Origin of the sequence: Tundrisphaera macrotermitis (genome assembly GCF_051175315.1) — a bacterium.
Taxonomy (GTDB): domain Bacteria; phylum Planctomycetota; class Planctomycetia; order Isosphaerales; family Isosphaeraceae; genus Tundrisphaera.
Genome location: NZ_CP195102.1, coordinates 1 through 18,951 on the forward strand (window position 1 = coordinate 1; position 18,951 = coordinate 18,951).

Annotated in this window: 13 protein-coding genes; 9 read left to right on the forward strand and 4 right to left on the reverse strand. The window is 67.8% G+C overall.

Features of this window, described 5'->3' with window-relative positions; all coding sequences use genetic code 11:
- The 4 genes from TA3x_RS28770 (at position 1) to TA3x_RS28785 (ending at position 4,377) form a co-directional block, all read left to right on the forward strand.
- The gene (locus TA3x_RS28770; RefSeq protein WP_435022657.1) at positions 1–903 is read left to right on the forward strand and encodes a ParA family protein; all 903 of its coding nucleotides are present in this window, start codon (positions 1–3) and stop codon (positions 901–903) included.
- Entirely contained in the window at positions 903–1,934 is a 1,032-nt protein-coding gene (locus TA3x_RS28775) for a ParB/RepB/Spo0J family partition protein (protein WP_435022659.1), read from the forward strand. The genes TA3x_RS28770 and TA3x_RS28775 overlap by 1 nt, the downstream gene beginning before the upstream one ends.
- Positions 1,935–2,107: 173 nt before the next feature.
- On the forward strand, positions 2,108–3,052 hold the full coding sequence (locus TA3x_RS28780; protein ID WP_435022661.1) for an SDR family oxidoreductase: 945 nt from the start codon (positions 2,108–2,110) through the stop codon (positions 3,050–3,052).
- Positions 3,049–4,377 (forward strand): nucleotide sugar dehydrogenase, encoded by a 1,329-nt coding sequence (locus TA3x_RS28785; RefSeq protein WP_435022663.1) that lies wholly within the window; start codon positions 3,049–3,051, stop codon positions 4,375–4,377. Before TA3x_RS28780 ends, TA3x_RS28785 begins: the two co-directional genes overlap by 4 nt.
- Before the next feature lie 22 nt (positions 4,378–4,399).
- Here the strand turns inward: TA3x_RS28785 and TA3x_RS28790 are convergent, their stop codons facing one another.
- Positions 4,400–5,740 carry an FHA domain-containing protein gene (locus tag TA3x_RS28790; RefSeq protein ID WP_435022665.1) on the reverse strand — a complete coding sequence of 447 codons (1,341 nt, stop codon included), beginning with the start codon at positions 5,738–5,740 and terminating at the stop codon, positions 4,400–4,402.
- 328 nt (positions 5,741–6,068) lie between these two features.
- Between TA3x_RS28790 and TA3x_RS28795 the strand changes: the two genes are divergently transcribed.
- Positions 6,069–7,352 (forward strand): DUF1207 domain-containing protein, encoded by a 1,284-nt coding sequence (locus TA3x_RS28795; protein WP_435022667.1) that lies wholly within the window; start codon positions 6,069–6,071, stop codon positions 7,350–7,352.
- Here the strand turns inward: TA3x_RS28795 and TA3x_RS28800 are convergent.
- The 3 genes from TA3x_RS28800 to TA3x_RS28810 all read right to left on the reverse strand — a co-directional run bounded on the left by TA3x_RS28800 (position 7,337) and on the right by TA3x_RS28810 (position 13,275).
- On the reverse strand, positions 7,337–9,160 hold the full coding sequence (locus TA3x_RS28800) for a hypothetical protein (RefSeq protein ID WP_435022668.1): 1,824 nt from the start codon (positions 9,158–9,160) through the stop codon (positions 7,337–7,339). The genes TA3x_RS28795 and TA3x_RS28800 overlap by 16 nt on opposite strands.
- 405 nt (positions 9,161–9,565) lie before the next feature.
- On the reverse strand, positions 9,566–12,646 hold the full coding sequence (locus TA3x_RS28805; RefSeq protein ID WP_435022670.1) for a response regulator: 3,081 nt from the start codon (positions 12,644–12,646) through the stop codon (positions 9,566–9,568).
- On the reverse strand, positions 12,643–13,275 hold the full coding sequence (locus tag TA3x_RS28810; protein ID WP_435022672.1) for a RedB protein: 633 nt from the start codon (positions 13,273–13,275) through the stop codon (positions 12,643–12,645). The genes TA3x_RS28805 and TA3x_RS28810 overlap by 4 nt, the downstream gene beginning before the upstream one ends.
- A gap of 146 nt (positions 13,276–13,421) precedes the next feature.
- On the opposite strand from TA3x_RS28810, the gene TA3x_RS28815 reads away from it, so the two are divergent.
- The 4 genes from TA3x_RS28815 to TA3x_RS28830 all read left to right on the forward strand — a co-directional run bounded on the left by TA3x_RS28815 (position 13,422) and on the right by TA3x_RS28830 (position 18,950).
- Entirely contained in the window at positions 13,422–14,369 is a 948-nt protein-coding gene (locus tag TA3x_RS28815; protein WP_435022674.1) for a bestrophin family protein, read from the forward strand.
- A gap of 233 nt (positions 14,370–14,602) precedes the next feature.
- Positions 14,603–15,433 (forward strand): ABC transporter permease, encoded by an 831-nt coding sequence (locus TA3x_RS28820; protein ID WP_435022676.1) that lies wholly within the window; start codon positions 14,603–14,605, stop codon positions 15,431–15,433.
- A gap of 46 nt (positions 15,434–15,479) precedes the next feature.
- Positions 15,480–16,754, forward strand: a complete 1,275-nt coding sequence (locus TA3x_RS28825; RefSeq protein ID WP_435022678.1) for an ABC transporter ATP-binding protein — start codon at positions 15,480–15,482, stop codon at positions 16,752–16,754.
- Between the two features lie 42 nt (positions 16,755–16,796).
- Complete coding sequence (locus tag TA3x_RS28830; RefSeq protein WP_435022680.1) at positions 16,797–18,950, forward strand: hypothetical protein; 2,154 nt, start codon at positions 16,797–16,799, stop codon at positions 18,948–18,950.
- Position 18,951 lies beyond the last annotated feature (1 nt).

An 18,951-nucleotide genomic window follows, 5' to 3' on the forward strand; every position in this document is an offset into this window, starting at 1 on the left:
ATGTCCGCGCCGATCACGGTCGCGATGCTGAACCGCAAGGGCGGTTGCGGCAAGACCTCCAGTTGCCACCATCTCGCCGGGGCGTTCGCCCGCGACGGGAAACGAGTCCTGCTCGTGGACATGGACCCCCAGGCGTCGCTGACCCAGGGGCTGCTCGGCCCGCAGGCCACCGAGGACCTGCCGAAGCGATCCACGGTCGCCGGGCTGTTCGACGACGCCCACGACCCCGACCCCGAGGAGATCATCCGCCCGACGGCCTTCCCCGGCATCAGCCTGGCGCCGGGGGCGAACGCCCTGGATGATTACAACGTCCCCCGCCCCCAGGAGACCGGCGAACTCCAGCTGGCCCTCCGCCAGTTTCTCCGGGAAACCCGGGGGGACCACGACATCACCCTGATCGACTGCCCGCCCAACCTGAGCCTGTGCAGCTGGTCGGCCCTGCTGGCGGCCGACGTCGTGGTCGTGCCGGTCCAGGCCGAGGACTACGGCGCCCAGGGGATCATCTACATCCAGAGAGCCTTCGACCTGGCCGTGGCCCACCACAATCCCCGGCTCCGGCTGGCGGGCTACCTGGTGACCATGTTCAACAAGAGCCTGGGCATCCACGCGGCCTACGATCACCAGCTTCGGGCCCTCTACGACGACCAGGTCTTCCGGTCCCTGATCCCGCTCGCCAAGGACTTCAAGGAAGCCGTGGCCGCCCGCCAGCCGGTCGGCTCGTACAAGCCGAGGTCGGCGGCGGCCAAGGCCGTGAAGGCGGTCGCCGACGAGCTGATCGAGCGGGCCGAGACAGCCCGGGATCGGCCCGCCGAGTTCCTCTACCTCGGCCACCGGGCTGGGCCGAAGGACCTGGACATCCCCGCCGACATCGATGCCGAGATCCCCGCGCAGGAGGTGGCGTGATGAGCAAGGCCGCCGACAGCATCCACCGCCGATTCGGCCAGAATCTGAGCGAGAGCCTGGGCGTCCGCTCGGGAGTTCCCGGTGCTGCGCCGGGCGGGGCGTTTCCCCGGGAAAGCCACTCCCCGAATTCGATCGGGAAGCCGGCCCAGACCAGCCCGGACGACGGCCGGACGCGGAACCGCGAAGCCGGCCACATGGAGATCGACCGGATCGTCCCGGACCCCGATCAGCCCCGCAAGGAGTTCTCCGCCGACGCCATCGACCGGCTCTCGGCGAGCCTGCTCAAGCACGGGCAGCTGATGCCGATCCGGGTCCGCTGGAACGCGGCGATCGGCAAATGGCTGGTGATCTCGGGCGAGCGCCGGTATCGGGCCGCGATCAAGGCCGGGCTCAAGACCGTCGCGTGCATCTTCGCCGACGACGGCCTGACCCAGACCGAGATCCTCCAGGAGCAAATCATCGAGAATCTGCTCCGCGAGGACCTCAAGCCGATCGAGCAGGCCAAGGCCTACCGCCAGCTCATGGACATGCACGGCTGGACCGCCAAGGAACTGTCCGGCGAGTTGCAGGTCAGCCAGGGCGCCATCAGCAAGTCGCTGATGCTCCTGACCCTGCCGGACGAGCTGCAGGTCCAGGTCGAGGCCGGGGCGATCCCGGCCACCGCCGCCTACGAGGTGGCCAAGGTCGAGGACCCGACCAAGCAGCGCGAGATCGTCGGACGGATCATCTCCGAGGAGCTGACCCGCGACGCCACCGCCGAGGTGGTCCGCGAGGTCTCCGGCCGCCCGGGTCGGGCTTCGAAGACGGCCGCCAAGGGCGGGGGGAAGGCACCCGCTTCCGGACGCGGGGCGGTCCACGCCTTCAAGACGGCCAACGCTAAGATCGTGGTGACTTTCCCCAGGAAAACCGTCCGCGACGAGGACCTGCTCGCCGCCCTTTCCGAGGCGATCGAGCAGGTGAAGGCCGCCATGCCGCCGCCCGCGGCCGTCAATGACGGCGACGTGATGCGGTCGCTTTCCCCGGGAAACTGACCGGCCATCGATTTCCCCGGGAAACCGTCCGGCCGTCGGGGCGATTTCCCGGGGAAAGTCCCATCCCATCGTCCGGGCCGTCGGATGCCCTCCGCACCCAAGATGACCCGCCGACCCCCGCCTGATACACTCATGCCACTGAATTCACCAGGGGCGGGCGGAGACGAACCGGCATGGCGGAGCATGGGGCAGGGCGGGTGCTGGTGACGGGCGGGGCCGGGTTCATCGGGTCGCACCTCGTCGAGGCGCTGATTTCCCGGGGGACGCCGGTCCGGGTGATCGACAATCTCGCCACCGGCCGCCGGTCCAACCTGGCCCATCTGGGCGACGGGTTCGAGTGGGTCGAGGGGGATCTGTCCGACCTCGCCGCGTGCGAGTCGGCCATGAGCGGCGTCGATGCCGTGCTCCACCAGGCGGCCATCCCCAGCGTCCCCCGGTCGGTCGCCGAGCCGATCGAGTCGCATGCCAGCGGGCCGACCGCGACCCTCAACGTCCTGGAGGCCGCCCGGCGGGCCGGCGTGCGTCGCGTGGTCTTCGCCGCCTCCAGCAGCGCCTACGGCGAGACGGCGGAGTTGCCCAAGCACGAGGGGATGGTCCCCGACCCCCTCAGCCCCTACGCCGCCGGGAAGTTGGCCGGCGAGCACTACATCCGGGTCTACGCCCGGACCATGGGCGTGGACGGGGTCAGCCTCCGCTACTTCAACGTGTTCGGCCCCCGTCAGGATCCGTCGAGCCCGTATAGCGGGGTGATCTCGCTGTTCTCGAAGGCGATGGCCGAGGGGCGGGCCCCGATCATCTATGGCGACGGGGGGCAGACCCGCGACTTCACCTATGTGGCCAACGTGGTCGAGGCCAATCTCCGGGCGCTCGATTTCCCCGGGAAACTGGGCGGGGCGGCGATCAACGTCGGCACCGGGCGGCGGATCAGCCTGCTGGATCTGGTCGCTGCCATCAACGACTCGCTGGGGACCGACCTCGTCCCCGAGTTCCGGCCGGATCGGCCCGGCGATGTCCGGGATTCGCAGGCGTCGCTGGATCGGGCCCGGGCCCTGATCGGGTATGAGCCGATCGTCGACTTCGAGGAAGGGCTCCGCCGGACCCTGGGGGCGCGGGGATGAACGAGGATCCGAAGGCCACGCTCCTGGGGCGGCTCGTCGACCGTTCGGCGCGGGTCGGCATCATCGGCCTCGGCTACGTCGGGCTGCCCCTGGCGAGGGCATTCGCCGAGGCCGGCTACCCGGTGCTCGGGTTCGACACCGACCCGGCCAAGGTCGACCGGCTTTCCCGGGGAAAGAGCTACATCGGCCACATCGACGACGCGACCATCGCCGCCATGAACGGGAGCGGGTTCGAAGCGACCGATCGCTTCGACCGGCTCGGCGAGGCCGACGCCATCGTCGTCTGCGTCCCCACGCCGCTGACCGAGGCCCGGGACCCGGACCTCGGGTACGTGGTCGCCTCGGCCCGATCGATCGCCGCCACGCTCCGGCCCGGCCAGCTCGTCGTCCTGGAGAGCACGACCTATCCCGGGACGACCCGCCACGTCGTCCTGCCGATCCTGGAGGAGAGCGGCCTCCGCGTGGGGGTGGACTTCCTGCTCGCGTTCAGCCCCGAACGCGAGGACCCGGGGAACCCGACCCACACGGCCCCTTTGATCCCCAAGGTGGTCGGCGGCCTGGACCTGGCCAGTTCGGCGGCGGCCCAGGCCCTCTATGAAGGGGTCGTCGTCCGGGTCGTGCCCGTCTCCTCGCCCGAGGTGGCCGAGGCGAGCAAGATCCTGGAGAACACCTATCGCGCCGTGAACATCGCCCTGGTCAACGAGCTGAAGGTCCTGTTCGACCGGATGGGGATCGACGTCTGGGAGGTCATCGCCGCCGCCAAGACGAAGCCATTCGGCTTCCAGGCGTTCTATCCCGGCCCGGGGCTGGGCGGGCACTGCATCCCGATCGACCCGTTCTACCTTTCGTGGGTCGCCCGCAAGCACGGGATGACCACGCGTTTCATCGAGCTGGCCGGGGAGGTCAACACCTCGATGCCCGCCTACGTGGCCGGGCGGGTCGCCGACGCCCTCAACGACGTCGGCAAGCCGGTGCGGGGGAGCAAGATCACACTTTTGGGAATGGCCTACAAACGAGACGTCGACGACCCTCGCGAGTCGCCCGGGTTCGAGCTGATGGACCTCCTGATGGCCAAGGGGGCGATCGTCGAATACAACGATCCCCACATCCCGACGCTGCCGGCGATGCGGCACTACCCCCACCTCAGGATGGACAGCCGCCCGCTCACGCCGGACTACCTGGCGAGCCGGGATTGCGTCCTGATCGTCACCGATCACTCGGCCTTCGACTGGCCGTGGATCGTCGCCCATGCCCCTTTGATCGTCGATACCCGGAACGCGACCGCCGGGATCCCCGCCACGGCGGGGCGGATCGTCCGGGCCTGATCTCCCCGGGAAATCGGGCGGGTCAGGACTTCGACATCATCCCCAGGATCTTCTGCCAACGGCCCTGGCGTTCGGAATGGATCGCCGCCAGGCGCCGGACGAGTTGCGCGTGGATGTCGCCATCGACCTCGGCATGGTCGGGGGTCGGGAGCTTGAAGGCGCCCAGCGGTCGAGGATCGGGCAGGGGAGGGGATGCCGCGGGCATGGACGAGGCGGCCGGCGGGGCAGGGTGCGGGGCGACGGGCGGTGGGGTTGCCTTCGACTGCTCCTGCCGCTTCAGGGCCTCTTTGTTGAGGCGATCGGTCTCCGCCTGAAGTTCCTCGATCTCGCGGCTGAGCTGGCGGACCTGCTCGATCTCCGCCCGCATCGATTCGGACTGTTCCCGATGCATGGCGGCGAAGCCCTCGAACATCGCCTCCATCGTCTGGTGGAACTGCTCGAACATCTGCTGCTGCATGAGGCCGAATTGCTGGACCAGCGCGGTCATGACCGGGCTGACTTGCTGCCCGTGGCCTTCCAGGATCGCGGCCAGATCCGACCCCGCCTGGGGCATGCGGGGCGCGGGGACGGTGATCCGTTGTCGGCTCAGTTTCCCGGGGAAAGGCTCCATGCGGGCCGGCAGCTGGGTCCCCTGGTCTTCGTCGCGAGTCATGATGGTGTCGAAGTCGAGGGGGCCGGAAGACGTGGCCAGCACCGGGGGCGGCTCATCGTAGTGGGGCCGGAGGACGTGGGTCCCGACCCGCAGCTCGTCGCCGTCTTCGAGGCGGGCATAGCGCACCGGCTCATCGTTGACGAACAGGCCGCCCTGGCCCAGCAGGTCGATCGCCCAGACCCCCAGGCGGGTCCGGACCAGGCTGCAGTGGAACTTCGAGATGTCCCGTTCGACGATCCGGACGCGGCAGGACGGGGACCGGCCGACCAGGACGAGCTGATGCTCCATCCGCCACGAGGTGCCGCCGACGGCCTTCCTGGGGAGGTCCCAGACCACCCCGGGCAGTTCGCCCATCTCCTTGGTCGTGCGGGAGGGCCAGATCGGCCGGACCTCATACGGCCCGATCTGGAGGGGCTGGTCGCGCGAGATCCACCCGGCCCGCTCGGTCGCGTCGCCGCCGAAGGTGCCGGTCCGGCTCCCCAGGTCGACGCAGATGAATCCGCCGTCGAGGTACTGGAGGTAGGCATGTCGCCGGCTGATCTGCCAGTGGTCAAGGACCAGGTCGGAGTCGGACCGCCGCCCGATGATCAGGAACGGGCGCGAGAAGACCCAGTTCTCCGCGGAACGCTCGCCCGCCCGGGTCACGGCGACCCGGATCGGCTCTTCGCTGCCGCATGCCGCCAGGAAATGTTCCGCGAACGCGTTGTTCAAGATCCACGCCTCGCCCGACCTTCGGGATTCACGAACGGCCCCCGGCCCCGCGCGATCCTCAGATCCCACCTGAAGATTCTAGGTTTCCCGACCAGAAGGACGCAATTTAACTTCGCAGTTCGCCCATCAAGATCGGCGGCGCAGTCGGTCCAGCCCTCAAGGTCGCCGCGACCGGACAAACCGTCACGATCCTCATTTTTGTTGCGGCCGGCCCCCGAAAGTGGTCGATAGCCAGGCTGAGGATCGGTGGTTCGGAGGACTTTTCGGGGCAGACCGTCCCGGGGGCCCCGGCCGCGAGGCACGCAACGACCCGGCGGTGAGGCCCAGGATGAATCGTCGCTCCCCGATGACCCCCGCGGATCCCGCGACGTCTCGCCGGCCGGTCGGGCGGATGGCCTGGTCCCTGCTCGCGCTCATGGCCCTGGCGACCCTCCCGGCCTCCGCCTCCGGCCAGGAGACGGGCCTGTACCTCGGCCCCGACCTCGTCCCGAACAACGGCCCACGGGTCGAAGGCCCCTTGCTCCGGTCGCGGCCCGGCCGGAGCGTGCCCGATCCGAATCCGTCGGCCGAGGCCCCCCCGCCGCCCGGCCTCGGACCGTTCGAGACGGACCCGGACCCGCGGCCGGACGACAGTCCGGACGAGGTGGAGCCGGTGCCCGTCGTCCCGACCGACCCGCTCCTGGCGGTCCCCCCGGTCCCGATGGCCGCCGACCCGCCGCCGGTGCTGATCGATGGCCGCCCCTGGACCGAAGGGGCGGTGGAGCCCCGCCGCACGGCCGAGATCACCGGCCCCGTCGGGGTCCTGGGCAATAAAGACACCGCCTTCGCCCACTGGTTCCACGACACGTTCCTGTGGCCCGAGCCCCTGACCTACATCCCGCTCCCCGGCGACCTGCTGTGGAAGGTCCCCCTGGCCAACCAGCGGGAGCCGCGGATGTATGCCAAGTTCACCAACTTCAAGCAGCAGTCGTTCATCGATACGGCGATCGGCGCCCAGTTCGGCCTGGGCCGGTTCGCGCCCGAGGGGCGGGAGCACGAAGGGTTCCAGCTCGATGTCTTCGCGGCGGTATTCACCCGTTTTAATGACAAGAGGCTGCTGACCGCCGCCGACTATCGGGCGGGCATCCCGCTGACCTACGCCAAGGGCCCGTGGTCGACCAAGCTGTCCTACGAGCATACGAGCACCCACATCGGCGACGAGTACAGCGAGGCGACCGGCCGGATGCAGAAGGCTCTGGCCATCGACGAGATCGTCCTGGGCATCAGCCGCAACTTCGGCGAACATCTCCGGGTCTATGGCCAGTATGGCTACGCCTTCCTCACCAGCAAGTACACCAACGCGAACATGCGGAACCGATTCGACTTCGGCATTTCCTACAGCAACTACGAAGATACGGGCGTCAAGGGTCGGCCCTACATCGCGTATGACATCGATATCAGACAATATCAAAATTACAACGTCAACAACACGTTCCAGGTCGGCTGGCAGTGGGTCCGCGCCGGCCGGTCGGTCCGGATCGGGTACGAGTACTACGGCGGCCTCTCCCCCTACGGGCAGTTCTACAAGCAGCAGGAGAACTGGTCGGCCATCGGTTTCTACCTCGACTGGTGATCGGACGGGACGATCGTCGTTGCCGGCCGGGTCGTCAGGGCGACGAGGCCGGCCGCCAGGACGATCGGCCAGGATGCGGCCAGCAAGGCCACGCCGACCTGCCCAAGGACGACGTTGAGCCGCAGGTGGGCCGGGCTCCGCCAGAGCCCGAAGACGCCCTTGATTCCGAGGATCAGGCCGAACAGGGAGGCCGGCTCATCCATGAGCCCCATCCTGGACCAGTCCATGAGGCGGGGCGAGGCGACAAAGATGATCGCCAGGCCCAGGGCCATCGCCACCCCGAGTCGCCCCCCGGACCACTGGCGTCCCCTCCGCCGGACGGCGAATCCGGCCGCACCCAGCACGATCAACGCTGCGACGAAGGCCCGCGACCGGATCTCCGAGGCCGCCGCGAACGGCGCGACCAGGATGGGCCGCCCGGCGAGCCGTCGGGCCATCTGCGAGGCGATGTCGCCGAGATATTCGCCGAGCCACGGCCCGTAGAAGTTCATCCACCGGGTCTCGTAGCATGAGGTCCCGACGAAGATGTCGCGGGATTCGAAGTATCCGCGATAGTCGCCGTTGAAGCTGGTCACGACGGGCGTCGGGTCGCCCGGCTCGGCCTCATCGACGATCCGAGCGGCCAGGTGCCCGGCCTCGTCGCCGGGGAACCCCAGCAGGATGGCCGGCCCGATGCGGAAGGCATCGAGGTGGCTCGTCTGGTCGGCGATCCACCAGGTCGCCAGCGGGCTGAAGCGGAGCCACGCCGAGAAGAACGAGAGCCGGACAGGCGGGAGGTCGACCGCGAGCCGGCGATGGTCGACGGCCACGTCGGCCTCGAAGCGGGCCGAGGGCAACACGGCCATCAGGTCGTCGGCCAGTTGCTCACCCAGAATTTTCGCCGCCTTCGCCGTGGACGGAATCTCGGGCCGGATCGGCGCCGCGTCGCCCACCGCCCCGGCGGCGAACAGGACCATCCCCGCTCCGGCCTTCGCCTTCAATGCGGCGACCATCGCCCCGGGATAGTCGGCGCTCAGTCGGGGCGGATCGGCCCGGACCACGGTGGCATGCGCACCGAAGACGGCGAGGATGGCGAGCGGCGGCGTCCCGTCGGCGGCCCCTCGGGGCCGGAACACCAACCCGGACAGGGCGTCGTGGGTCGGCCCTCCCGAGATGACCCGATTCTTCTGCCGACCGGACGGGTGGGCCTGGACCAACGCGACTTCGGCCGGGACTAGATCGGCCCGCGACCGCCGAACGGCATCGCCCAGGCGCTGGGCGAGCATCCGGAGGATGGCCGGGTCGAACTTGCCCGCCACCAGGCGTTCGAGCGGGTGCCGGCCCCAGCAGCCCGGCCCCCCGTGGGTATGGCTGGAAGAGAAGGCCAGGTCATCGAGTCCGACCCCGGCCCGCTCGGCGATCAGCCCTGCCAGCTCGGCGTTGATCAGCAGCAGGTCGGCTGTGACGATCGTCGTCGTCCCGGACTTTGATGCGATCGTCAGCGCCCGGCCGTAACACCGGGTGTCGATCGAGGCGAACGGTTTCCCCGCCTGGACGCTGAACCCGGCCAGAGGAACCGGAGCGTCGGGGGTCAGGTCGACCTCGGCCAGCCCGGTCCGGATCGGCCCCGGCGCCGTGGGCCCGGGCATCCCCACGAGCCGCTCCAGCGTGCTCGCCTCGTAGGCCGTCCCCCGGAAGCTCCCATTGTCGACCGGCCAGGGGCCGAGCAGCGTGAGGACACCGAGGAGGACCAGCCCCAGCCGGCGAGGCCATCGGCGGATGCGAGGGGCAGGGGGGGGACTTTCCCCGGGAAACGGGTTGTCGCTCATGAAGACGGCTCTCGGGTGACGCCTCGATTGCGGGCGGCGGAGTATCATCGCCCACCCCGAACGGCGTCAACCCGAATGGCTGGATCAGCCCGGCGAACCGTTCGACATAAAGAACGATCACTCGGGCCTGAGATCATCTTCTCAAGCAAGTCCGGATTGATCCGGATCGACCCAGGCTGATTCTCCCCTCCACGGACGGTCGCCATGAGAAGGGTCGAGTTCGGACTCTTATCGAGGTTACCGAGATGATCCCTGGTAGAGCCCGGACACGGAGGGTCGACCGACCGAAGGATCTTGACGAGATACTTATTGGCAGGGGCCCTATCGCCCCACTCGTGCACGGGGATCGCGTCCGATAATGGGAATTATGTAGGGATGGGTCTTGAAACTTAGGAAATCCTGAGTTCAGCCATCGTCGCGCGACGAATTCACACCTTCGGTGATGGGGGCGAGCTGCCACGGAGCCGCAGGCGGGGCCACATCGCCCAGGGCGTCGTAGAAGCGATCGAGGGCGGCCAGCAAGGATGCGACCTCGGGCGCGGACGATCGGCAGGACGGGGCGTGGCCCGCCAACTCCAGCCGCGCGGCGACATCGACAATATCTTCGGCCCCGAAATGGCCCGCGGTCCCCTTCAGGGTATGGGCCGCACGCCTGAGGCGGGCCGGATTGTCGGATTCGATCGCCGACTCGATCTCTTCGAGGAGCCTCGGGCAATCGTCGATGAAGAGGCCGATGATCTCGCGGAGCAGGGCCTCGTCTCCCCCCGTGCGTTCCAGCGCGGCGGCCCGGTCGTAGACGGTTACCGGGCGATGTGGCGGCGCGGGCGTCGGGTCGATGGCCGCCGTCGAGGGGGCCATGAGGCGATCGATGGCCTCGAACAGCAGGTCCGACCGGACCGGCTTGATGACATAACCGTCGAAGCCCGAATCCAGGCATCGTTCGCGATCCCCCTTCATGGCATGGGCCGTCAGGGCGATGATTGGCTGTCGGCGTCCACCTGGGATCTCGGACTCGCGGATCGCGGCCACCGCCTCGAACCCGTCCATCTCGGGCATCTGGATGTCCATCAAGACGAGGTCGAACCTTTCGCGAGCCAGGGCCGCCATGGCCTGGAGGCCGTCGCCGACGATGGTGACGCAGTGGCCGTTCCTGGCCAGGAGTCCCTTCATGACCTTCTGATTCACCAGGTTATCCTCGGCGACGAGGATCGAGTAGCGACGGCCGGAAAACGACCCTTCGCCGGATAAGTCCCCCGGGAAACTGGAAGGTGCACGCGATCCCTTCGCGTCGAGGCATGCGTTCAGGGCATCCATGAGCTCGGATTGGCAGATCGGCTTGGTGAGCCGGCCGGCGATCCCGCGAGGATTGCACCGGGATCGATCGCCGACATGATCGATGGTGGTCATCATGATCACGCAGGGGCCCGGCGTATCCGGATCGGATGAGACCGCCTCCGCCACGGCATATCCGCTCATCCCGGGCATGATCGCGTCGATGAGGACGATCCGGAACGGACGTTCTTTGGCCCGGGCCTCGGCGATCCGTTCCAGCGCCGCCGGCCCGTCGTCCACCTCGGCCGGGGTCGCCCCCCAACTGCTCAGGATTTCGACGAGATTGGCCCGACAGGTCGCGTTGTCATCGACGACGAGGATCGGCACACCGCCCAACGTCTCGACGGCCCGAGCCGATCCGGCGGGATCGGGCGGGAGGCCGAATGAGACTTCGAAGGCGAAGAGGCTGCCCCGGCCCGGCTGGCTGGTCACTTCGAGATGGCCGCCCATCAGTTCGACCAGCTTGACCGAGATCGACAGCCCCAGGCCGGTCCCGCCATATTTCCGGGTGGTGGACCCGTCGGCCTGCTCGAACGGCTCGAAGATCGTGCGGAGCTTCTCCGATGGGATGCCGATGCCCGTGTCACGCACGGCCACGCGAAGCGTCGCCGCGGTCCCGGGCGTGGGGCATCCGATCGCCTCGACCGATACGGCGATTTCGCCCTGCTCGGTGAATTTGATCGCATTGCCCACCAGGTTGACCAGGACCTGGCGGAGGCGGCCGGCGTCGCCGATCACCATGTCCGGCACCCCGGGCGGGACCCTCGCGGTGATCTCAAGCCCCTTGGCGTGGGCGCGGTGGGCCAGCACGCGCATCGTCTCGTCGATGCAATCCCGGAGGCGGAAGGGGACCGGGTCGAGGTCGAGCTTGCCGGCCTCGATCTTGCTGAAGTCGAGGATGTCGTTGATCAGCCCGAGCAGGGCTTCCGACGACCCCTTGACCACCTTGAGGTACTCGCTCTGCTGGGGGGATAGCTCGGTGCCCAACGCCAGCTCGGTCATGTTGATGATGCCGTTCATGGGCGTGCGGATCTCGTGGCTCATGTTGGCCAGGAATTCGCCCTTGGCACGGCTGGCCGACTCGGCGGCCCGGCGGGCGACGGCCATCGCCTCGATCGCCCGGGCCTGGTCATCGACATCGCAGTGGATGCCCAGCCATTCGGTGATCTCTCCCGTGTCGTCGGCGATGGGTACGGCCCGGCCCAGCATGTGGCGATATTCGCCGTCGCGGCGGCATAGGCGGTGCCTGATCTCGTAGAGGGACCGGCGGGCGACCGCCTCCGACCAGGTCCTCGCCGTGTCTTCCCGGTCGTCGGGGTGGATGGCGTTCAGCCAGCCGTGGCCCCTCAATTCCTCGAAGCTCTGGCCGGTGAATTCGCTCCAGCCGGGCTGAGGGCCGACGAACTCGCCCGACGCCGGGGTATTCCAGACGATCGCGGACGTGGCCTCGATCAGGGTCCGGTAGCGCTGCTCCCCCCGCTCCAGGTCCGCGGTCCGTGCCCGGATCATGGCCTCGACCCGAGCCCCGGAGTCCTCCAGTGCGGCCTGGTTCCGGGCCACCTGGCGCATCTCGTCGACCGAGCGGAGGCAGGACCAGGCCAGGAAGGCATCTTCGAAGAAGATCCACCCGGCATGCTCGATCCAACGAGCGGGGTCGACGGCCGACAGGCCGAATATCGACCGGGGCCAGAACATGCCGCGCAGGAAATGGTCGGCCACCGTGACCGCCGAGCCGATGGCCAGGATCTTCCAATCGCGGTAAAAGGCCAGGAGGGCGAGCGATCCGAAGACGTGGAAGTGGGTCTCGATCCGTCCGCCGGTCAGGTGGATCAGGAGCGAGCCGATGAGCATCTGGGCGACCGCAACGACGTAGCCGGCCGATGCCTCGGGCCTCAGGCGGAGGAGCACGACCACCGGGGCCACGATCAGCCCTCCGAGTCCGGAGGCCAGCCAGACATGGGGGTGGATGCGACTCTCGGGCCCGTCCCAGGTCAGCGGCGCGATCCAAGCGACCAGTCCGATCGCCGCGGCCCACTGGGCGATCAGCAGGCCGGCGAAGAAGCGATCCGTCCACCGGTTGATGCGGCGGATCTGGCCCCCCAGGATCGTCCGCGCCCTGGCTTCAATCGCCCGACCGTCGCTCGGCCCTTTCATGGTCCGGACCGCCCGGCTGCCGGGAGGCAGCTCGCAGCGGCCATCCCGCACCCGAAGACCGATGAACTGCCGGTCGACGGATCGCGGCCCGACAGGACCGAGCCGAGGGCCTCGGCCCCCCTCGAAGGGATGTCGCGCCCGCGGACCGCGGTCAGTCCGCCCGAGAACCGGAGACGGCCTTCCCCGTCGTAAGCGGCGACCGCCCCCGATGTGACCAGCCCGAATGTGGCGGCCTCGCGGCCCCCGGGGTCGTCTACGACGGCGGCCCCGCCCCCCGACCCGACGAACGGCATGACGGACGCCCCCCCCCAGTCCGGCGTGGCATCCTCCGGGCGGTAGACCAGCAGGCGGATCGAAGCGTCCAGGGCCATCCCACGCGTGCCGGCCAGGAGGAGGTCGAGGCTGGCCCTGGTGCACGGGCATCGAGGATGGACCGCCATGAGCACGTTCGGCCTCCTCGGGACGAAGTCGAGCGTCGTGGCGTCGGGCCAGGAGGCCGGAACCCGGCCGACATCCCCCGCCGTCGTCTCGTGGACCTCGATGGCCCGGAAGCCGGCGGCGACCATCCCCAGCCAGAGGGCGATGGCGACGGTCGCGGCAGCCCATCGGGTCGGGGACCGTCTCGGCATCCACATCTTGTTCGACCTTAGAGGTTGCGGGCGCACGCTTGAAGCATAGGACGCGATTCGCTCCCGAGTCGGCCATGGGTGCGTCCTCGCCCCTTCGCGGCGAATGGTCGAACCCGGGATGGGATCGCGGCTGGGAATCCGCGAAGATGGCCCGGCGCCGATCCGACCCCCGCTTCAACGCCGAGGCCCGACCGCCCATGATCGACTACGATCCCCACAGCTGGCTGTCCCACCTCTTCGACATCAAAGGTTCGATGGTCCGGGAGATCATGGGCCGGGTGCTGGCCTGCGTCGCATGGTCGGCGCTGGTGGTCACCTTCGCGAAGTACGTGAGCGATGTCGTTGTCATCCCGACGACGATCCATAGCCTGGTGGGGGTCGCGCTCGGCCTGCTCCTCGTCTTCCGCACCAACGTCTCGTATGAAAGGTACTGGGAAGGCCGGAGGATGTGGGGGAGCATCATCAACGCGTCCCGCGACCTCGGCCGCGCCACGGCGACTCACCTCGCCGGCGACCCGACGCGCCGCGATGCCGTGATGGATTGGATCGCCGCATTCGCCCATGCCGCGGTGGTGGTCCTGCGCGGTGGCTCCGGGCTCGGGCCATCCGCCGCCCGCCTCCCCGGGCCGGAGGTCGCGGCCGTCCTGGCTTCCCGCTCCGTCCCCCTGGCCGTGGCGTCGCGGATCGGCGACGAACTGGCCGCGGCACGCGACGAGGGGCGGATCTCCGACGTCCTGCTGGCCCACCTCGACCTCGACGTCCGACAGCTGATCGACTGCCTGGGAGGATGCGATCGGATCAAGAAAACCCCCATGCCCTTCGCCTACGTCGTCCACCTGCGGCGTGCCCTGATCCTCTACTGCTTCACGCTCCCGTTCGGGCTCGTCAAAGATTATGGGTGGGGGACTGTCCTGGATACGCTCCTGATCTCGTATGTCTTCTTCGGCGTCGAGGAGATCGGCGTGGAGATTGAAAATCCCTTCGGAGACGACGACAACGACCTGCCCATCGAGAGGTTCGCGGAATTGATCGCGGGCGATCTCGACGGCCTGAGGAAGCCCGCCGTGAGTGGTCGCGCGCCGGGGTCGTCTTGAGGCATCCGGATGGCCGGATCTGCTGTGGTCTCCGTGCACCGCGATGTTGTCGAGAAGGGGGGCGGGCTTCGCGGTTGCTTGCAAAAGGGCCGGAGTTTTCGCTAGAATCGTGGCGTCTTCGCCCGCCTGGAAGCACTTCAAACTCCCCACTCCGCCCCGTCCATCGATCGTAGTGTACTAGAGTTGAAACTTTCCGGGATTGGCTCCACCTGGGATCGTGAGTCGGGATTTCCATGCACCACGCCGAACGGCCCGAGATCGTCCTCCAAGCGCAGTCGGGCTGGGTCCCCGTCAACTGGCGGGAAATCTACGCGACCCGCGAGTTGCTGCTCACCCTGATCGGCCGCGACCTCCGGGTCCGCTACAAGCAGACGGTGCTGGGCGTCGGCTGGGCGGTGATCCAACCCTTGTTGACCATGTTCGTCTTCGCCTTCACGTTCTCGCGATTCGTGCCGGAGATGGACACCAACGGCATCCCCTACCCGCTCTATGCCTATGCCGGGCTGGTGCCCTGGACGTTCTTCAGCAACGCGGTGAACACCGCCGGGATCAGCACGATCTCCCAGCAGCACCTGCTGACCAAGATCTATTTCCCCCGGGTCTACGCCCCGGCCTCGCCGGTCGGCGCGGGGCTGGTCGACATGCTGGTGGCGTCCGGTCTGTTCGCGATGCTCCTGCCGTTCTACCGGATCGTACCCAGCTGGCAGGTCGTCTTCCTCCCCCTGCTGATCGCCGTCACGTTCATCGCGACGCTCGGGGCCGGCCTCGCGACCTCGGCATTGGTGGTCCTGTTCCGCGACTTCCGGTTCGTCCTGAGCTTCTCGCTCCAGTTGCTCCTGTTCCTCACCCCGGTAATCTTCCCGGCCACCAACTTCGGGAAGTATGCCTACTTGCTGGCGCTCAACCCGATGTTCGGGCTGGTCGACGGCTTCCGGGCGGCGGTCTTCGGGATGCCCTGGAACTTCCCGATCCTGGCGATCTCGACGGCCTCGGCGTTCGCCACCTTCCTGTTCGGGATCTACTTCTTCCGCCGCATCGAGCGCCACATCGCCGACATCATCTGACCCGCCCCGCGTCGGCGTCTCCCACCCTCGATCAAGCGAGCACCCCATGAGTCAGTCGGCCATCACCCTGGATCGCCTCGGGAAGTCTTATCGGCTGGGGCTCGCCCCCAATAGCAAGAAGACCATGGTCGAGACGGTCTCCGAGATCATCACGGGGCCATTTCGCCGCGCGATGCGATTCGGGGAAGGGGCCCATCAGGCCGAGGCGTTCTGGGCGTTGAAGGATGTCTCGTTCGAGATCAAGCCCGGCGAGGCGGTCGGCCTGATCGGCCGCAATGGCGCCGGGAAATCGACCCTGCTGAAGATCCTCAGCCGGATCACCGACCCATCCACGGGATCCGCCCGGCTCCGGGGCCGGGTCGCCTCGCTCCTGGAGGTGGGGACGGGATTCCACCCCGACCTCACCGGCCGGGAAAACATCTACCTGAACGGCTCGATCCTGGGGATGCGCCGGTCGGAGATCACCCGGAAGTTCGACGAGATCGTCGAGTTCTCCGAGGTCTCGAAGTTCCTCGACACGCCGGTCAAGCGGTTCTCGTCGGGGATGTACGTCCGCCTGGCGTTCGGCGTCGCGGCCCACCTGGAGCCGGACATCCTGCTCTGCGACGAAGTGCTGGCCGTCGGCGACATGGCGTTCCAGGAGAAGTGCCTGGGCAAGATGAACGACGTGATCAACGAGGGCCGGACGGTGGTCTTCGTCAGCCACAACATGACGTCGGTGGCCGCCCTGACCAAGCGTTGCCTCCTGTTCCAGAAGGGCCGGCTCACGCTGGACGCCCCGACCGGCGAGGCGATCCGCTCGTTCGTCGAGATGTCGCTGGCCGGGACCTCGGTGGGCGACCCCTACAAAGCGGAGGAGCCCCGGGACCCGGACTCGAACTACCTGGCCGAAGCTCGGGTGATCACCTCCGACAAATCGGGGATCCACGAGTTCGGCGAGCCGCTGTCCTTCGAGTTCGTCCTCCACGTCGGCAGCCCGCGCGACTCGCTGAGCTTCGTCTTCGACATCGTCGATAGCCTCGGTCGGCCGATCACCCAGATGCTGCTGGCCGACGCCTCGGCCCCGTTCCGCCACGCCCGGGGCGACTACCGTATCCGCTTCGACGTCCCCCGCTCCCGGCTCTACCAGGGTCGGTACATGCTCAATACACTGTTCATCGAGAAGAACGCCTCTTTCATCCAGGACCAGCAGACCGAGATCTGCCCGTTCGAGGTCACCATGGGCTCGTTCGCCCGGGGTTACTTCGAGTGGGAGAAGGGGATGTGCACATACATCGAGGACGGCGAGTGGGCCCCCGTCATCGAGCTGGAAACGGTCTGATCCGGTCCGACGTCCCATTCTCCGGCGGCGGGGTCGACCACGATGATGATCTATCTGGCCTACGCGGTGTTCTTCGCCTGGGTCCCGACGATCCTCTTTTTCTTCTCGATCTTGCCGCCCCATCGCGCGCTGATCTTGTCCTACATCGTCGGGTGGCTCTACCTCCCGATGCTCTACTTCCAGTTGCCGGGGATCCCCGACCTGGAGAAGGCGTCGATCACCACCGGCGGCGTCTTCCTGGGCATCCTCATCTTCGACTTGAAGACGGTCCTGGCCTTCCGATTCCGCTGGTATGACCTGCCCGCGATCGGCTTCTGCGTTGCGCCGATCCTGTCCGTCCTGAGCAACGGGATCAGCTTCAACGAAGGGCTGTCCTTCTTCGAGCGCGAGATGACCTGGTGGGGAATGCCCTATCTCCTCGGCCGGATGTATCTTAACTCCACGGAGAACCTGCGGGATTATGCCATCGGGATCGTCGTCGGGGGACTGTCCTACGTGCCGTTGTGCCTGTACGAGATCCGCTTCAGCCCAATGCTGAATGTGTTCGTCTACGGGTTCTATACCCCGGGTTGGGAAGGGTTCCGTTTCGGCGGTTATCGCCCGCGCGTCTTCCTGTCCAACGGACTGGAATGCGGGATGTGGATGGCCGTGGTGTCGCTGGTGGCCTATCGTTGCTGGGCACGCGGCTCAATCCGGACGCTGGGGAACTGGCCCTTCGGGCTGGCCGTCGTGATCTTGCTCGGCATCACGATCCTGTGCAAGGCGACCGGGGCGATCTTCCTGCTCATCGTCGGGCTCATCATCCTTTGGGCGGTGCGCGTGACCCGGTCCCCGATCCCGATCATGATCCTGGTCGCCATCCCCTACCTCTACTCCGCGACTCGCTCGACGGGGATCTGGTCCGGCCGCGGGCTCACCGAGGCCATCGCCGCCAATTTCAGCGAGGATCGGGCGATCTCCCTCCAATATCGATTCGATTGCGAGGATCGATTCATCGAGAAGGCCAACAGGAAGTGGCTCTTCGGATGGGGCCCGTCTGGCCGGTATCGCATCTACGATGAGAAAGGGAACGACCAGGTCATCAGCGATGGGATGTGGATCATCACGTACGGGAGTAGCGGGGCATTCGGCCTGGTCTGCTTCCTGCTCTTCCTGAACCTGCCGATCATCACCCTGATGCGTCGGAACCCCGTGGCGACCTGGTCCAGCGCGGCGCTGGCGCCGGCCGCGGCGTTCGCGGTCTCCCTGAGCCTCTATGCGATCGACAACCTGTTCAACGGGATGCGGTCCGTCAACTATCCGCTGATCGCGGGGGGCGTCATCGGGTTGCCGGCCATCGGCGCGGTTTCCCGTCGCTCGGGCCTGAAGCAGCAGCTCGACCTGGCCGATGAACTCGCCCTGGAGGGCCGCTACCATGAGGCGGCGATGGCTTATCGCGAGGTCGTGGCCTCCGCCCCTCGTCTCTCCTACGACGCCGAAGCTTATCGAGACCAGGCCCGCGCCTACGACGGCCTGGCCGGACTCATGGAGGCGGGGCGGAACCCGGGCGCGGCCGAGTCCGAGCGCCGCTCCGCACTCGAAATCCGGGAGTACCTGGCCGAAAGCGCGGATGCCACGGTCGACGATCGGCGAACTCTGGCACTCACCCTATCCGGTCTGGCACACGACCTTGGACGTCAGGGACGCGAGGGGGAGGCCCTGGCCTTCCAACGCCGGTCGGTGATCGAGCTGGCCGAGTTGGCCCCCATCTCTCGCGAGGATCATCGTCAGTGGGTCGTGGCACTCAACGACCTGGCCTGGCTGATGGCCACCGCCGATGAGCCTGAGGTCCGCGACCCCGAGCAGGCCGTCCTCCTGGCCCGGAGGGCGACGATCGAATCCCCCACGACCGGGGCCTACTGGAATACGCTGGGCGTGGCCTGCTTCCGGGCGGGCGATGATCCGGGGGCGATCCAGGCCCTGGACCGTTCGATCAAGCTCGGCCCGCCCGGCGGCACGGCCTTCGACCTTCTGTTCCGGGCCATGGCATGCTTTCGGATGGGAGATGAGCCGGGCGGCTCCGATGCCCTGGCCCGGGGCATCGCCTGGGCCGACCGCCACCAGCCCAACCATCCGGGCCTCGCCCGGTTCCGCCGCGAAGCCCAGTCCTACGTGCCGAATGACGTCCGGGGCCGCCTGCCCGTCCGGCAGGCGTGAA

Excerpts from the sequence above, each read along its gene's own strand:
- TA3x_RS28815 (WP_435022674.1), top strand. The coding sequence starts at position 13,422 with ATGGCCCGGCGCCGATCCGACCCCCGCTTCAACGCCGAGGCCCGACCG.
- TA3x_RS28805 (WP_435022670.1), bottom strand. The coding sequence starts at position 12,646 with ATGAAAGGGCCGAGCGACGGTCGGGCGATTGAAGCCAGGGCGCGGACG.
- TA3x_RS28825 (WP_435022678.1), top strand. The coding sequence starts at position 15,480 with ATGAGTCAGTCGGCCATCACCCTGGATCGCCTCGGGAAGTCTTATCGG.
- TA3x_RS28785 (WP_435022663.1), top strand. The coding sequence starts at position 3,049 with ATGAACGAGGATCCGAAGGCCACGCTCCTGGGGCGGCTCGTCGACCGT.
- TA3x_RS28770 (WP_435022657.1), top strand. The coding sequence starts at position 1 with ATGTCCGCGCCGATCACGGTCGCGATGCTGAACCGCAAGGGCGGTTGC.
- TA3x_RS28795 (WP_435022667.1), top strand. The coding sequence starts at position 6,069 with ATGAATCGTCGCTCCCCGATGACCCCCGCGGATCCCGCGACGTCTCGC.
- TA3x_RS28775 (WP_435022659.1), top strand. The coding sequence starts at position 903 with ATGAGCAAGGCCGCCGACAGCATCCACCGCCGATTCGGCCAGAATCTG.
- TA3x_RS28780 (WP_435022661.1), top strand. The coding sequence starts at position 2,108 with ATGGCGGAGCATGGGGCAGGGCGGGTGCTGGTGACGGGCGGGGCCGGG.
- TA3x_RS28810 (WP_435022672.1), bottom strand. The coding sequence starts at position 13,275 with ATGCCGAGACGGTCCCCGACCCGATGGGCTGCCGCGACCGTCGCCATC.
- TA3x_RS28830 (WP_435022680.1), top strand. The coding sequence starts at position 16,797 with ATGATGATCTATCTGGCCTACGCGGTGTTCTTCGCCTGGGTCCCGACG.
- TA3x_RS28820 (WP_435022676.1), top strand. The coding sequence starts at position 14,603 with ATGCACCACGCCGAACGGCCCGAGATCGTCCTCCAAGCGCAGTCGGGC.
- TA3x_RS28800 (WP_435022668.1), bottom strand. The coding sequence starts at position 9,160 with ATGAGCGACAACCCGTTTCCCGGGGAAAGTCCCCCCCCTGCCCCTCGC.